This is a genomic window from Petrotoga sp. 9PWA.NaAc.5.4, assembly GCF_002895485.1.
Classification (GTDB): domain Bacteria; phylum Thermotogota; class Thermotogae; order Petrotogales; family Petrotogaceae; genus AZRK01.
This window is the reverse complement of the sequence record NZ_AZRK01000002.1, coordinates 245,920-261,295: the sequence shown is the minus strand read 5'-3', so window position 1 is coordinate 261,295 and position 15,376 is coordinate 245,920. Positions and strand designations below refer to the sequence as shown.

13 protein-coding genes are annotated in these 15,376 nt (G+C 30.8%); 1 reads left to right on the top strand and 12 read right to left on the bottom strand.

Features of this window, described 5'->3' with window-relative positions; all coding sequences use genetic code 11:
* Positions 1-214 precede the first annotated feature (214 nt).
* Positions 215-826 (top strand): superoxide dismutase, encoded by a 612-nt coding sequence (locus tag X924_RS02585; protein ID WP_121957384.1) that lies wholly within the window; start codon positions 215-217, stop codon positions 824-826.
* A gap of 36 nt (positions 827-862) precedes the next feature.
* Here X924_RS02585 and X924_RS02580 read toward each other — a convergent pair whose 3' ends face one another.
* From X924_RS02580 to X924_RS02525, 12 genes are all read right to left on the bottom strand, one after another.
* Positions 863-1,630, bottom strand: coding sequence for an ECF transporter S component (locus X924_RS02580; protein WP_121957383.1), 768 nt, complete (start codon positions 1,628-1,630; stop codon positions 863-865).
* Positions 1,627-2,931 (bottom strand): amidohydrolase family protein, encoded by a 1,305-nt coding sequence (locus tag X924_RS02575; protein WP_121957382.1) that lies wholly within the window; start codon positions 2,929-2,931, stop codon positions 1,627-1,629. Before X924_RS02575 ends, X924_RS02580 begins: the two co-directional genes overlap by 4 nt.
* A 216-nt stretch (positions 2,932-3,147) precedes the next feature.
* On the bottom strand, positions 3,148-3,987 hold the full coding sequence (locus X924_RS02570; protein ID WP_121957381.1) for a carbohydrate ABC transporter permease: 840 nt from the start codon (positions 3,985-3,987) through the stop codon (positions 3,148-3,150).
* Between the two features lie 14 nt (positions 3,988-4,001).
* The gene (locus X924_RS02565; RefSeq protein ID WP_121957380.1) at positions 4,002-4,874 is read right to left on the bottom strand and encodes a carbohydrate ABC transporter permease; all 873 of its coding nucleotides are present in this window, start codon (positions 4,872-4,874) and stop codon (positions 4,002-4,004) included.
* Between the two features lie 85 nt (positions 4,875-4,959).
* The gene (locus tag X924_RS02560) at positions 4,960-6,276 is read right to left on the bottom strand and encodes an ABC transporter substrate-binding protein (protein ID WP_121957379.1); all 1,317 of its coding nucleotides are present in this window, start codon (positions 6,274-6,276) and stop codon (positions 4,960-4,962) included.
* Positions 6,277-7,068: 792 nt separating this feature from the next.
* Complete coding sequence (locus tag X924_RS02555; RefSeq protein WP_121957378.1) at positions 7,069-9,021, bottom strand: alpha-glucosidase; 1,953 nt, start codon at positions 9,019-9,021, stop codon at positions 7,069-7,071.
* A gap of 36 nt (positions 9,022-9,057) precedes the next feature.
* Complete coding sequence (locus X924_RS02550) at positions 9,058-10,398, bottom strand: L-fucose/L-arabinose isomerase family protein (RefSeq protein ID WP_121957377.1); 1,341 nt, start codon at positions 10,396-10,398, stop codon at positions 9,058-9,060.
* Positions 10,399-10,403: 5 nt separating this feature from the next.
* On the bottom strand, positions 10,404-11,822 hold the full coding sequence (locus X924_RS02545) for an aldehyde dehydrogenase family protein (RefSeq protein ID WP_121957376.1): 1,419 nt from the start codon (positions 11,820-11,822) through the stop codon (positions 10,404-10,406).
* A gap of 1 nt (position 11,823) precedes the next feature.
* Positions 11,824-13,062 (bottom strand): nickel-dependent lactate racemase, encoded by a 1,239-nt coding sequence (gene larA, locus X924_RS02540; RefSeq protein WP_121957375.1) that lies wholly within the window; start codon positions 13,060-13,062, stop codon positions 11,824-11,826.
* Between the two features lie 7 nt (positions 13,063-13,069).
* The gene (locus X924_RS02535; RefSeq protein WP_121957374.1) at positions 13,070-14,224 is read right to left on the bottom strand and encodes a UxaA family hydrolase; all 1,155 of its coding nucleotides are present in this window, start codon (positions 14,222-14,224) and stop codon (positions 13,070-13,072) included.
* The gene (locus X924_RS02530; protein WP_121957373.1) at positions 14,217-14,519 is read right to left on the bottom strand and encodes a UxaA family hydrolase; all 303 of its coding nucleotides are present in this window, start codon (positions 14,517-14,519) and stop codon (positions 14,217-14,219) included. The genes X924_RS02535 and X924_RS02530 overlap by 8 nt, the downstream gene beginning before the upstream one ends.
* Positions 14,516-15,190: a transaldolase family protein gene (locus X924_RS02525; protein WP_121957372.1), complete on the bottom strand. Its 675-nt coding sequence runs from the start codon at positions 15,188-15,190 to the stop codon at positions 14,516-14,518. Before X924_RS02525 ends, X924_RS02530 begins: the two co-directional genes overlap by 4 nt.
* Between the last annotated feature and the right edge of the window lie 186 nt (positions 15,191-15,376).

Genomic DNA, 15,376 nt, shown 5'->3' with positions numbered 1-15,376 from the left:
TTATTCCTAAAATACGATAAACATTTGATAAATTACTTTAAAATATTATCAAAGATTATTATAACATATTATTTTTGGTAGATTTAAAAGTTTTTTTAAGACTAATTGAAGTTATCAAATATTTTTTCAAAAAGTGTTGCTTTTAGAATAAAAATATGCTATAATTTAAATACGATAAATTTTATCGGAATTAATTTCAAGTGGAGGTGTCAATATGGCATTTGAACTACCTAAATTACCTTATTCCTATGATGCATTAGAACCTTATATAGATGCAAGAACTATGGAAATTCATTACAGCAAGCATCATGCCGGTTATGTTAACAATTTAAATTCGGCTTTAGAAAAACATCCTGAGTTAAAAAACAAGAATGTAGAAGACTTATTAAAAGATTTAGACAACATTCCTAACGATATAAGAACTTCTGTAAGAAACAACGGAGGAGGGCATTATAATCATTCAATATTTTGGACAATCATGGGACCAAAAGTTGAAGAAAAACCTTTTGGAAAATTAGCAGAAAAAATCGATAAAACATTTGGAAGTTTTAAGAATTTCAAAGAAGAATTCTCCAAAGCTGCAGTTTCAAGATTTGGAAGTGGTTGGGCTTGGTTAGTAACGGATGATTTTGGCAATATGTCTATAATTTCAACACCTAATCAAGATAATCCTATTTTTTTTGGCTTAAAACCTATTTTAGGTTTAGATGTTTGGGAGCATGCATATTATTTAAAATATCAAAATAGAAGGATAGAATACATAGAAGCATGGTGGAATGTGGTAAATTGGAAAGAAGTAGAAAACCGTTTTGAAAAATTAGCATAAAAAAACAAAGTCGGTCGCCTCAAGCAACCGGCTTTTTCATTTAATATTTGTTTTTTGAATACCTAATAAAACAAGATAGGCTACTATCATTCCTAAAGAAAACTGCATCACATTCCATGGAATTTCAAAAATAGGTATAACCCAATTCCCTAAAATTAATCTTCCCACCAAAAAATAACCTACTACCATCCATAAACCAGCTATAACACTTCCCATCATGTTACCCAAATTAAATAATTTTAAATCCCTTTTTCTCAGAGTTAAAGAGAATATAGTTAAGGCAAGCGGAATAACAATCAAAACTATATTGATTGAACTTCTAACTTGCAATAAAAAAGATGATAGTTCTTCTATATTTTCATACCCTAATTCTTCAATTAAAGTTTGAGCTAAAGAAGTATTGGCTAAATTTGCTACTAAATTTTTTAAAAATAATGAAATACTAAGCATAGACACTATCCACACACTCACACTTATAGAAAAAATAAAAATCTCATTTTTCAAAGAATATTTTTTTCTATAATTATATGAAATTAAACCAACAAGAGCTCCCATAATTGATTTTATTATAAGAGTAGGAATTGCCCAAAAAGCATAACCCCCAACTAAATCGGCAAGAGCAGAACCTAATCCTCCTACTAACGCTCCAACTTTCCACCCAAATAGAATCGACGCAATAAATATTATACTGTCTCCCAAATGTACATATCCTCTCGTGAAAGGTACGGGAACTTTAATAGCAAAAGTCAAAACAAAAGTTAAAGCAATCAATATACCCGTAATAACTATGTTTCTTGTTTTCAAAAATCCTCACCCTTTTCTCTTTCGTTAAATATTTCTGGTTTAAATATCTTTATAAAAGGATTTTCATTGAATATTAAAGCTTTATTTTCCATACTTAATTCTCTATCTATTTTATCGACTAATTCAGGAGCGTATATAATTTGATGCAAAGAGTATTCATAGGGTATTCCCATATTTTTTAACGTTACAATGTCTCTAATCCAATCAGGTTCTTCTACTGGAGCATCTGAAGAAAAAAACAGGGGTATATTATTTTTAAACAAATCAAAAAATTTAAAGGCATTCACTATTCTTTCTCCTAACCTCTCATTAATAAAAACTTTATCAGATTCTATAAACTGGGGCTGTACATCAACAATTATATTAAAACTTTTCAAGTCTTTTATTTGAACTTCGTTTAAAATTTCTGCATGAATAATTCTATGTATCAGTTTTGGTTTCAATCTTTTAAAAATATTTAAAATCTGATCAATCGCTCCATCTCCTATAGCATGAGCGGCCAAATGCAAACTTTTATCTTCACAAAATTTAACAACTTCCGTTAGTTCCTCATCACTCCATAATTTTTCACCAAAAGTATCTGCATCGTTATATTTTTTGAGCAAATAAGCAGTTCTACCACCTAAAGAGCCATCTAAATATACTTTTACTGAATTAAATTCATCAAAATAACCTTCTTTATAATACTTTAAAAGTTCCTCAAAATTTTTTATAGCAACTTTTTCGTATACATTAAAATCTTTATCTTCTTTATATGGTAAATCTTCTTTACTTAAACCATGTAAATCATCTGAATGAACAAAACCATACCCTTTACTTTTCAAAAATTTTTTTGCAATCTCATAATTATTTTTTATATTATTGAAAGCTCCAAATATTTCATAAAATTTATCTATTGCCTTTTCTTTAATTATACCTTTTTCAAAATTTATATAACTTTCTAATCCTATAAAATCAATTATTTCAAAAACTTTAGAATTTGCGACAGCAATATGTCCACATCTTCTTATCAATAAAATAGGAATATCTTTGGTTATTTCATCCAAAAAAGACTTAGTTGGTTTTGAAAATTCTTCCGTCCAACCCCTTAATATTATTTTATCTGGAGTTCGGCTTAAAAGTCCTTCTAAAATTTTTTTGATATCAAAAAGGTTTTTCTCTTCTAAAGTTGGTTGAGATAATTTTTCGCCTAAACCTAACATATGTAAATGGGTATCTGTTACAAGTGGTGTTACATACAACTGTTTATTAAATTTAGTGTTTACATACTTAAAATTCCTGTTTTTTGTAAGTTTATACATTTATTTCCCCCAATTTGATTGAGTATATTCGCTTTAGCATTCATAAAATTCCCATTTTATCTTGGTTTACTTTGCAATCTACTTAAATTTAAAATTTCTTTAGATTACCTATTTTAACTATTTATTCTTCCATTTAATTATATCATAACGTCTAAAACTTCTATGCTTACCGTTGGGGGTTATATTCCATCTCAAAAAATATAACAATACTTTTCACTATTCTTTTAATCCACTACTTACCAAACTTTTAACAAATAAATCTTGAAGTAAGAAAAATATTATTAATGTTGGAATAGCTACCATTAGAGTACCAGCCATTATTACACCCCAATTATTTGTGGATTCTGCGGAAATAAGCATTTTTACACCAATTTGTGCTGTTTTCATCCTGTCATCCATTGTTACTATTAACGGCCAAAGATACATATTCCAAGCATAAACAAAATTAATTATAGACGCCCCTGCAATCATTGGCCCTGATAAAGGAATGAGTATTCTGAAAAAATATTGCATAGGAGTAGCACCATCAATCTTCGCAGCATCTTCTAAAGTTTGAGGTATAGACATAAAATGTTGTCTAAATAAAAAAGTGTTTGTCGCTGAAGCAGTAAAAGGTATTATTAAAGCCCAATATGTATTTACCCACCCAAATTTTGACATTATCATAAAAAGAGGTAATATCATAACGGTTTCTGCAGGTAAAAATAGAGTTATAAACAAAGTAGAAAAAAGAATGTTTTTCCCTTTAAATCTAAAGGAAGAAAAGGCGAAAGCTGCCAAAGTACCGGTAATTAACTTTCCCAATGTAATAAAAGTAGCTACAATCAAAGAATTCCATAACATTTTTCCAAGAGGAACTAGTTTTAAAGCATCTAAATAATTTTGAAAATTTAAGCTTGAAGGTAAAAATTTTGGCGGATAAGAATAGACTTCTGTAGGACCCATAAAGCTCATGGAAATTGCGAGAATAAAGGGTAAAAACATTGCTAATGATACCGCTATTAAACATATTTCTATCAAAAAATAATTTAGTCTTTTTCTTGAGCTTATCTTCATTATTATCTACTCCTTTATTGATAGTGAACCTTTTTTTCTCCAAATCTAAAATAGAGAAAAGTTATAAAAGACATTATTATGAAAAGTATGACACTTTCGGTTGCTGCCATACTTGTTTTCTGAAAAAAGAAGGCATCTTGATAAAGTTTATATATAAGAGTAGTTGTACTTCCAAGAGGTCCTCCTTTTGTCATTATATCAATGATTCCAAAAGATTCGAACATCGAGTGAGTTATATTCATAATAACAAGATAAAACGTAATTGGTGAAAGAATGGGAAATTTTATTCTCCACATACGTTGCCAGGTATTTGCTCCATCTATTATAGAGCTATCTATTATTGACTCTGATATAGATTGAAGACCAGCAAGATAAAATATAATCGAAAAAGGGAGCATTTTCCATATACTAGCAACTATTATTGAAATCAGGGCATACGGCGTTTGATTTAACCAATTAATGTTTTTTCCGGTAATTTGAGATAAAAAATAATTAATATGACCTGCTACTGGATTTAACATAAAAACCCATAAAGCTCCTCCAATAGCGAAAGAAATAGCATAAGGAACAAATATGATTGTCCGATAAATCTTTACACCAAATATTTTGTTATCTAACAGTTGGGCTATTAAATATCCCAATATAATTACACTTACAACAGTTGAAGCTACATATATTAAAGTTACTTTCGCGGCATTCCAATAAGTTTGATTTGTAAAAAGATCTATGTAATTTTGCAAGCCTACAAAGATTTTCTTTTGACCAAAAGGGGCAGTTTTAAAAAAACTCAATGAAAAAGAATTTACAGCCGGCCAATAAATAAAAATTCCTATTATTAAAAAAGTAGGTATTAATAAAAGATAAGGAGTATATTTTCCCCATTTCATAGTTAATTCCTCCTAAAAAATCCAAGGAAGAAAATAGGTTCTTCCTTGGATATCTTTATTATTTATGATTAATTTTGAAAAGAGGCTATTTATAAAATTGATTATATTCTTTAATCAATTTTGTGACCTCATTTTCTGCCCAAGCTAACGCTGATTCTGGTGTCATTCGACCAGCTACCATTCTTTCATAGGCAGTTTCGATAATATCCCGTGCTTCAGGAAATACACCAATAACCGCACCACTCGTATTATAATTTCTTTTAGCCAATAGTAACTGCAAAAGTGACGTAAAATAATTAGGGTTTTCTGCATAAAATCCTTCATAGTGAAGTGTTTGTATCGCATCTTTTCTTACTGGAAAATATCCGGTCCCTTTATGCCATTTTATTTGTTGATCTTCACGGTTTACAAATTTCATAAATTCCCAAGCTGCTTTTGTTTCATTATCTGGATGTCCGGCTATTAACCATAAACTTGCACCACCAATTACAGGCCCTCCACTTGTATTTTTATCTGGTACCGGTAAAAAAGCAGTTCCCAATTCATAACCATTTTGCGCAAGTCCTGCTTCAAACATCGCGACATCTGATGTAGAAGTGATTAACATCGCAGCTTTTCCAGGAATGAAATTTTGTCTCGCTGCTGCCCAATCTTCTCTGGGAGTGTTAAGGATTAAGCCTTCCTTATTCAATTGATTAAATAATTCAAATATCTTAACTCCAGCTTCATTGTTGAAAACAGCTTCTGTCGCTCGATTTGTTCTTCCGTTGTCATTGTTAACAAAAGGTGCGTCTGCAGCAGCTAATAATTGTTCAAATACCCAAGAATGAGTAGGCCAAGTAAAACCATATTGAATTGTATTTCCCCTTGCATCTTTTTTTGTAAGAATTCTTGCATATTCTAAAAATTCTTCATATGTTTGAGGTGGTCTATTTGGATCGAGTCCCGCCTGTTCAAAAAGAGTCTTGTTATAGTAAAGTATAGCAGTGGAAGAATTGAACGGCATTGAATATAGTTTGCCATCAACTGTGTAATAGTTTAAAATAGGCTCAAGTAAAACACCAGGATCATATGACTTATCTTGATCAAGTAAATCTTGAACTGGAACAATTATACCGCTATCAATCATCATTCTTGTTCCTATTTCATATATTTGAACTATATGAGGGGCATTTCTTGACTGCACAGCTGCACTTAATTTGTTCAAAGTTTCAGGGTAACTTCCTGTATACTGCACGTTAACTTTAATATCAGGGTTTGCTTTTTCAAAATCATCAACCATACTTTGAATTAAAGGAATTCTGTCCCCACTCATAGCATGCCAAAATTCAATCGTGGTAACAGGAAAAATCAATCCCGCTAAAAAAACAAATACAAAACTTAAAACTGCCAACTTTTTCATTTAAAACACCTCCTTAAAATTTTTATACTTACTTTAAAAACTATAAAACTCTTATTCTATTATTCTATAAATGTTTTGAATCTTAATTTTTTCAAAAATACCTCCTCAACTATAATCCTTACAGAATATGAATTTCTTTAACTTTTTTGTTACGTATATCTAAGGAGAGGGGTAAGGGCTTCGCTCTGAACCCACTTTAAATTCAAAAGCTTATTTTCTAAAAATCTTTATTTATAAAATGCTTATGCAATTCTAATTTTGACAATTTACCTATTTTTTTAAGTTCTTAGGTACGTATATCTATAAGGATAGGGAAAGGGCTCCGCCGCTCCCATTCTACCAAGGGGTAAATGTAATAGAAATTCCTCTCACCAAAGGGTTGGATGCGACACTTTTTGTTTCAGCCAGGGTGTGGCATCAGATGGAGTAATTTAATCATTTTAAATTCAAATGCTTATTTTCTGAAAAATATAATTTCTAAAGTTCCTAATTTGATTGATTTAACATATCAGCGCAAGTTGCACGTCTTTCTAAATATATAATATTCTTATTAAAGCTAAATAAAATCAAATTAAGTTTTGTTAAATTGGTATTTTCATAAAAATAGAAAAGCCCAATAATATCAGAATAATGAAACCGATACTATTAGGCTTTTCTATATTCTTATCCAGCCTTTTATTATTTTAACATTTATAAAAAATATAGTCAAACTCTTTTATAATGGATTATGGCAGGTTAAAGCCAAATAATTAAGAATATAAAATATAATTGTGAAATTTCTTAATAAAACTATTAACAAAAAATTTCGGTATCTATATTAAGTTTTTCTCTTAATTGTTCAATTTCAAAAATTATCTGATCAACATAAGGAGAACTTTCTTTGATAAAAACTGGAATGTATCCTATAGTAGCTTTTACTTTAATATATTTATTGCCTGAATATTTTTTATGGTTCCACAGATACACCCAGTTATCAGGTGGTAAGTAAACTTGTCGCTCATTTTTCTTCTTAGATAAAATAGGCGCTATTAATAAGTCTCTACCTAACATGTATTGATAAAGTTGCGTATAGCTTTTTATATCTTCTGGATAATTGAGAGATAGAGGCCTCATAACAGGCAATTTTTGCTCTAAACTTTCTTTAATTTGGTATTTTAAATAATTTTTTAAAGAATAATGAACTTTTGACATCCAAATAAAATGTTTAAAAATTTTTTCGTTGGAATCGAACTGAATATTTCTATCTGGTCTATTACTTTCGTGTGTTCGCATAATTAAAGAAAATGCACTTAATTCTATCCAACGCATAAATAGTTCGGGTGTTCTTTTCATCCACAATAAAGAGGTATATCCTCCAGCATCCCAATGAAAAAAATCTACACCTCCAAGCCCAGAGCTTAAACCTGCTGGAATAATAGAAGCGATTCCATCACTTTTACTCCAATTAACGTTTTGATCTCCTGCCCAATACACTGGACAATATGAGACTGAATCTAAATATCCAGATCTCATAAAGAAAATAATATCCTCTTTTTTAGATTCTACAATGGCTTCATAATTTAGTTTAGCCCAATCAACGGAATATTTATTATGGTATTTAATAGAATCTCCTTTAGAAAATAAAACTGCATCGATTGGTAAATATTCACCAAAATCAGCCATCCACCCTGAGGTACCTATGTTTATCATATTGTTTTTAATGATTTCTTTGTACCAATTATAAGCATCTTTGTTAGTTAAATCTATAAGTCCGGCAGGAAAAGTTGTAACATAAATCTTATAAATCTCCCCTTGAGAATTTTTTACAAAGTAGTTTTTTTCTTTCGCAATGTTAAATAATCTACTTCCCTCGATGAGAAAAGGATTTATGTAAGAAAGAAACTTAATACCTTGAGTATTTAATTCTTGAATTTTTTGAGGTAAGTTTTTATAAGAGTTATTGTCATATTCCCAATTCCAATAAACTTGTCTCCCAAAAGATGTTCTATTAGTTCCTGACCAATCTTGACACCAAACAGCACTAAGTGGAACTTCTTTTTGTGTCAGTAAGTCAACTTTCTTTGATAAAATTTCTGTACCTCCTTGAGAAGCGATAATTGTTCCATGAATCCAATCAGGTAATGTATGTAACAAATTGAAATGAGATTTTATTTTTTGGCGTAATTCCCTAATACTTTCTCCCTGCATTATTATGATCTTTACTTGATTGTCCCAAATTTCAAAGAGTGATATTTTTCTTTTTAAGTCTACTATTAGGGGAGAATATGTTTCAAAGATTAAGGCATACCCCATAGTCGATAGAAAAATAGGTGAAGGGAAATAAGTACTATACCAACTTCCACTAATACCCTTTATTTTAGTTGCCAATGAAATTAAATCATGACCTCTTCCGACACCTTGTTCTTGAACCCAAATAGGGAATTTTTTCCCTTTCAAATTGACATGGGTATATTGCTCTCCTCCTCCAAAAATTTGCTCTAACTCAAAAGCATTAATTTTGATCATTATTCTGTTGAATTTTTGAGGAATTTCTATTTTTATTGCGACTGAAGATTCTTCTGAATTTAATATTTTTATGTTCGTACTTTCAGTCTCTTTTATAACCTTTTTCTCGTGTATTTTGAAGTGTCCATGGTTTTCTCTTATTTTAGGGTATCCGCTACCATAAAAAATTTGGTTTGAATTAAATAATTCAAAATCTTTAATAAAAATTTTGAAAGAACCCCTTTCTGATATTATGTTCATCAATAACACTATCCTTATATAGATTTTAAAAGCAAATTATTCGAAAACTTCCCAATGTTTAATTTTTGCAAAGTTTTTTAAAATCTGTACATAGTTTCCATATCCTAATACTACATGATGTGAAAAACCTTTGGAAATAATGTTTTCAGTAAAAATTTTTGCATTAGGAATTTTTACTTTCACGAAAGTACCTTTTAAGTTTTTCCTTGTAGGTATCGCTTCTCCTTCTACAACTAATAATCTAAATTTCCCTCTTGCATAGTCTATTCTTGAAATAGTTACTGGTCCTGGTTTTAATACAAAGCCTGCAGTAACTCCACGCCCTCCTGCAAAATATTTATCCAAAGTTTTTTCTGATTTTTCATCCCATAAATTATATGGTGCAACACCACAATGCCATAATAATAAGCTGCTTTCTTCCTCAAAGATTTGACTAATATCTGCTAAAAATATTTGATCACAACCAATTGCTTTGTATGCCGACATTCCTAAAGCTCCCTCTATATCACCTTCACATGCAACGGGAATATGTTCACCCATAAAGTAAGACATAGAAGCACAAGGAGAAATTCCATAAGTATTACCAAATTCTGGCCAACATCTTATAGCCATGACATTGAATTTATTTTGATTTTCTAAATTTTTTAAAGACAAAGAAAGATTTGCAACTTTTTCTAATCTATCTTCTGTCATATTTTCTCCAAAATTATAGATACGTTTGATTTCATCCATTTCATTTTTAATGTCTTCACTTTTTGCTTTAATTGAAAATACAGTGTTTAAAGGTACATATTCTATTTCTGCACCAAATTCTTTTACTATTTCAGGTTCGTATACATCAATGTTATAAAAACCTTGAGCATGATTCCCTATTAAACCTATTTTAATATTTTTCAACTTTTTAACTATTCTAACAGTATCTATCCAGACGTTTATTTTATTATAAAAATTATTGTCAGACATTTGTCCATATAAAAATTCGAAGTTATCAAAACCTGATTTATAAAGATTAGAACAATCTAAATGTGCTCCTACTAAAGAATTAAGTCTAACCCTTCCTCCATCATACGGTGGTTCTGGTAGCGCCCAAATTAACATCGGAATGTTTAAACTTTTTGCTGTCATAATAGCTAATTGCCCTAAATGAAAGGTAGAGCTCATTAAGATAATTGCATCTAAATCACTTTTTTTAAAGTATTTAATGGCTTCGTCTAACTCTTGAGGATACTCAACAACTTTATTCCAACCAAAAAGGTTTATGTTCTCGATCCGATTTTTAAGTTTACCCAATTCTTCATCGTAAATTTCTTGACCTTTTGAAACATCGTAAGTGTTTCTTACAAAACCGATCATTCCCAAATTTATATTTTCTTTCACATATTTCACTCCTTTAGATCAAAACAAATTACTTTCATTTCAGACATTTCTTCAATAGCAAATTTTATTCCTTCTCTTCCAATTCCACTCTTTTTGTATCCTCCGTAAGGCATAAAATCAGCTCTATATCTTGGCCCTTCATTTATCATAACTCCACCTGCTTCAATTTCTTCTGCAGCTTTGAAAGCTTCACTTATTTTCTCTGTAAATACACCTGCTTGGAGTCCATAAATACTTCGATTTGTTAGGTCTATTGCTTCTTGTAATGATTTAATTTTTCGAAGAGCAACAGCTGGTCCAAAAAGTTCATTTTGCATAATTTTTGTTTCTAAAGGTGTATCTATAACTATTGTTGGTTCTATCAAAGTATAATTTCTTTTACCACCAGTTACAATTTTCCCACCTTTGACTTCTGCTTCTTGAATCCATTCCACAATTCTTTGAGCATTTTGTTCATCTATTACAGGTCCCATTGTTGTTTTTTCATCCATAGGATCTCCTAATATGATCCTTTTTGTTTTTTCAACAAGTTTGTTTATAAACTCTTCGTATACTTTTTCTTGTATAAAAACTCTTTGAACTGAGATGCACACTTGTCCCGCAAGAGAAAAACCCCCATCTACAGTTGCTTGAGTAGCCTTGTCTAAGTCTGCAGAATCCATAACAATTAAAGCAGAATTAGAACCTAATTCCAGTCCTATCTTTTTCATTCCAGCATTTTGACATATGTATTCTCCCGTTTCGACACTTCCTGTAAAACTTAAAAATCTTATCCGTGGATCTTTTACTATTGCATTCCCAACAATACTACCTCTACCTGTTAGAACACTTAAAGCTTTTTCTGGCATTCCTGCTTCTAATAGTAATTCTCCTAATATTAGGGCGTTAAGAGGTGTTTGAGTAGCCGGTTTTAAGATTACAGCGTTACCAGCAGCTATCGCTGGAGCAACTTTGTGCGCGGCTAAAGAAAGTGGAACATTGAAGGGAGTTATTGCACCTACTATGCCAATAGGCTCCAACACATAGTATCCTCTTTTATGTTCCGAGCCTTTTAAAGAAGAAAAGGGAAGTGTTTCTCCATGAATTCTTTTTGCCTCTTCTGCAGCGTACCTAAACAATTCAGAAGTTCTTATAACTTCATTTTTAGCTTCTTTTATTGTTTTTCCAACTTCTTTTACTATTGTTTCCGATAATTCTTTTTCTCTTTCTAAAAGCAAAGTAGATACGTTTTCTAAAATTTCTACTCTCTTATGCAAAGGAAGATCTTTCATTATCTTTTTACCCTCTATGGCTGAATTAATTGCATTTTCTACATCGTTAATGTCACCATCAGGGACATCATCAACTATTTCTCCACTATATGGATTGTAAACTTTTAAGGTTTTTGCTTTGCTTACTTTTTTTCCACCAACAATCATTTCCATTTCAATTACTTCCTCCTTCCAAAGGTAATATCTGAATCGCTTTGGGCAAAATACAGATTTCTTTATCTTCGCCAAAATCTTCAATAAATCTTTTTAAATCTTTTATTGGAGTTATAAAGGTACCTTTAAGTTCATCTCTTACATTTTCTGAATATAGAAACAATTCATTATTTAAAGCTAACTTAGCAAATATTAAAGCTTTGTGAGGACCAACTTTAAAGTTATCAAAATCAAAGTTTTTTACAAGTAACTCTGGAGATTTAAATCTTTTGATAAGATCTAAAAAGCTTTTCTCTCCTATTCCCCTGCTGCATTCTGCAACGAGTAATATTGAACCTTTGTTTTTACAAAAAAAATGAGCTGTAGTCAAAGCCTTCTGAGCTTGGTAAAGATCTATATCTCTTGGAAATCCTCCCGGAGAAGCGATAACCAAGTCATATTTTTTCTCTATAGGTACTCCTATAAAATTTTCAATATATTTTACAGCTTCTCTATGTGAATAGGGATGCTGACCACAAAATAATTCCATGATTTCATTGTTATTATTCATAATTATATTTATTAAAAAATCTACTCCTATAATTTTTCCTGCTTCGTCAATATCTTCTCGCAAAGGATTATCTACTATTTTACCTATTTTAGAATTAAAATCGAGAATTAGAGAATGATTTTTTGATATAGTTTGCTCTCCACCTAACCCTATAACCGCTCCTTTAGCTCCTCCTGAAAATCCTGCAAATTGATGAGGTTCAACTACCCCTATTACAATTTTTAAATCACTTGTATAGTACTCTTTTTCTATAAATACTGGAGTATCTCTTTTTGTTTTTCCAATATAGACATTATTTTCAGATTTTGCATTATGGAAATACACTTTAAGCCTTTGATTATTTTTAAACTCTTTTGGTATAAGTAAATTTATATCAGACGTTTTAAAACTGTGTAAACCTGTCCCTACAAAAATTTTTATGTTCCCCTGGAAATTGTTTAACAAATTTTCTAAGATAAGCCTTAAAAATTCTTCGGGAATTTTTGGCCTTGTAATATCAGGTATAGCAATTGCTATATTCTTTTTTTCTTCTAACGAGAGAATTTTTATAAATTCTTTTATTTTGTCTTTTATTTCTTTTTGGCTTAATTTTTTGTTTCTTTTTTCTTTTTTTTCTATTATATCAACTATTTCATTTTTGATCTTCAATGCTATCTCACTTTTGCCATACGGAATTTTTATTTGTCTCATATTTCATTCACGCACTTGGAAATAATTTTGTTAAAACAAATTCTCTATGTTTTAGTATCTCAGCTTTTACAAACTTCCCATTTGCTGTTTCAACTATTTTATTCCACAATTTATCGGCATAATCATCTAAAGTACCATCTAACTTCAGTAATCCAGAAACATCCAAATCTATATGTTCTGACATATAATTTACTGTTTTAGGGTTAGCTGTTATTTTCAAAACAGGTTCAATAGGGTTACCAATAATGTTTCCTTGGCCAGTGGGAAACAGATGTATGACCGCACCTGTAGCTGCAAATAAAGTAACAGCTTCAGCAGCGGCTGAAGAAGTGTTCATAAAATGCAAACCTTTTCCAACTGGTTGTTCACAATAATCCAAAGCACTATCAATTCTTGCATTTCCAATCTTTTGAATGTTTCCGAGAGCTTTTTCTTCAATTGTACTTAAACCACCGGCAATATTACCTTCGGTAGGTTGTGAGCCTAATAAGTCGACACCTTGTTCTTTTATTAATTCTTGGTAATCATTGAACATTTTTAAGAACTTATTTCTATCTTCTTCTTTTTTAAAACGCTGGGCGATGATATGCTCAGCACCTGTTAATTCTGTTGTTTCTCCGAAAAGCACTGTTCCATTAGCTTCTAAAAATCTTTCAACAAATCTACCAACAGTTCTGTTTGAAGCTAAGCCTGAGGTTGTGTCAGATTCTCCACATTTTAAACTTATTGTGAGTTCAGAAAAATCAACCCATTCTTTTTTTAAACCTGTTGCGTACTCTACTAATTTCAAAGCTGACCTTGCCATTTTTTCTATTGTTTTTAATTCACCATTTTTCTCTATATAAAAAGCTTCCACCGGCTTGCCAGTTTCAGCAATACCTTGAGCAATTCTATTTGTCCAATTTGGTTCTATTCCTACTACTATCACCGCTGCCACATTTGGGTTACTTCCTGTTCCAATCATAGTTTTAAAGAACAAATCTAAATCTCTTCCAAATTGAAGTCTCCCGTAATGATGAGGAATTGCTATTGTTCCATGTATTATATTTTCTACTGCTATTGCTGCAGAATTAGAAATGTCATCAACAGGAATTATTAATACATGATTTCTTACACCGACTTTACCATTTTCTCTAATGTATCCCAAAATTTTATTATTCATTAACTTTACCTCCCCACCTAATACTTTTTATATTGTGCACATGAACTCTTTCGCCTTTTTTAATTGGTTTGGTTGCTACTCCAATTTTTTCACCGTATTCTATTATTTCTTCTCCCTCTTTTATATCTTTTAACGCAACTTTATTACCTAAGGGAATTTCTTCTAAAACTTTTATCTCATATTCTATATCTTTTTCTAAATTTTTTCCTATTATTGTTTCACCAGCTTTTAAATCACTAGTTACTACACCAACACTATCTCCCTCTTCATGAACTAAAAATCTATATTCTTTCATTTTAATTCCCCCTGTTTTTTTATTGCATCCCAAGCTTCACTAAATATTTCTAATCCCATTTTAGTGTAAGGCGTCCCGAAAGCATTTTTATATACCTCAAATCCCGCGGTTAAAATATCAGCTTTAGCATTGATAGCTTCCGTTATCTGTTTGGCATTCCTTATTGCTGCGACTAACACTTGAGATTTAAAACCATAATTGTGAACAGCGTTAACTATATCAGAAATATAGTTTATATTTGTTTCTCCTCTTTCTTCTCTCCAACCTAAAAATGGACTTATATAGTAAGCTCCCATTCGAGCGGCTTGTAAAGCCTGAAACGAATTAAAAACTAAAGTAGCATTTACTTTAATTTCGGTTCCGCTCAACTTTTTCAAAGCATAAAGCCCTTCTTCGGTAGCAGGTATTTTAATAACAAAGTTTTTTGAAATGCCCGCAATTTTTTCTGCTTCTTTTAGCATTTCTTCGGCATTATTTAGGTGTGGATTTATTTCTACACTTACTGTAATATCTGTTCCTTCTACAATGTTTTTAACTTCATTCATGAAATATTCCATAGTTTTTCCTGAATTTTTTATGTGCTTTGGATTACTTGTTACTCCTTCTATTCCCCATTTTTCAATAGCATAGGTTATCTCTTCTATTTTAGCGCTATCAAGGAATAACTTCATTAATCAACCTCCTCCTTTTTTCTTTTTTATACCTACTTTAGAAATCCCAAAACTTAAGTTTTACCAAGCTTTTAGTTTTAAATTTTTTTAAAAATACCTCTATAACTCTAATACTTACTAACTATGAATTTCTTTAACTTCTTTGCTACCTGTAACCAAAGGGGGGGAAGGACTCCACCCTGGACC

Excerpts from the sequence above, each read along its gene's own strand:
- X924_RS02575 (WP_121957382.1), bottom strand. The coding sequence starts at position 2,931 with ATGTATAAACTTACAAAAAACAGGAATTTTAAGTATGTAAACACTAAA.
- X924_RS02555 (WP_121957378.1), bottom strand. The coding sequence starts at position 9,021 with ATGAACATAATATCAGAAAGGGGTTCTTTCAAAATTTTTATTAAAGAT.
- X924_RS02585 (WP_121957384.1), top strand. The coding sequence starts at position 215 with ATGGCATTTGAACTACCTAAATTACCTTATTCCTATGATGCATTAGAA.
- X924_RS02565 (WP_121957380.1), bottom strand. The coding sequence starts at position 4,874 with ATGAAATGGGGAAAATATACTCCTTATCTTTTATTAATACCTACTTTT.
- X924_RS02560 (WP_121957379.1), bottom strand. The coding sequence starts at position 6,276 with ATGAAAAAGTTGGCAGTTTTAAGTTTTGTATTTGTTTTTTTAGCGGGA.
- X924_RS02535 (WP_121957374.1), bottom strand. The coding sequence starts at position 14,224 with ATGAATAATAAAATTTTGGGATACATTAGAGAAAATGGTAAAGTCGGT.
- X924_RS02530 (WP_121957373.1), bottom strand. The coding sequence starts at position 14,519 with ATGAAAGAATATAGATTTTTAGTTCATGAAGAGGGAGATAGTGTTGGT.
- X924_RS02545 (WP_121957376.1), bottom strand. The coding sequence starts at position 11,822 with ATGGAAATGATTGTTGGTGGAAAAAAAGTAAGCAAAGCAAAAACCTTA.
- X924_RS02525 (WP_121957372.1), bottom strand. The coding sequence starts at position 15,190 with ATGAAGTTATTCCTTGATAGCGCTAAAATAGAAGAGATAACCTATGCT.
- X924_RS02570 (WP_121957381.1), bottom strand. The coding sequence starts at position 3,987 with ATGAAGATAAGCTCAAGAAAAAGACTAAATTATTTTTTGATAGAAATA.
- larA (WP_121957375.1), bottom strand. The coding sequence starts at position 13,062 with ATGAGACAAATAAAAATTCCGTATGGCAAAAGTGAGATAGCATTGAAG.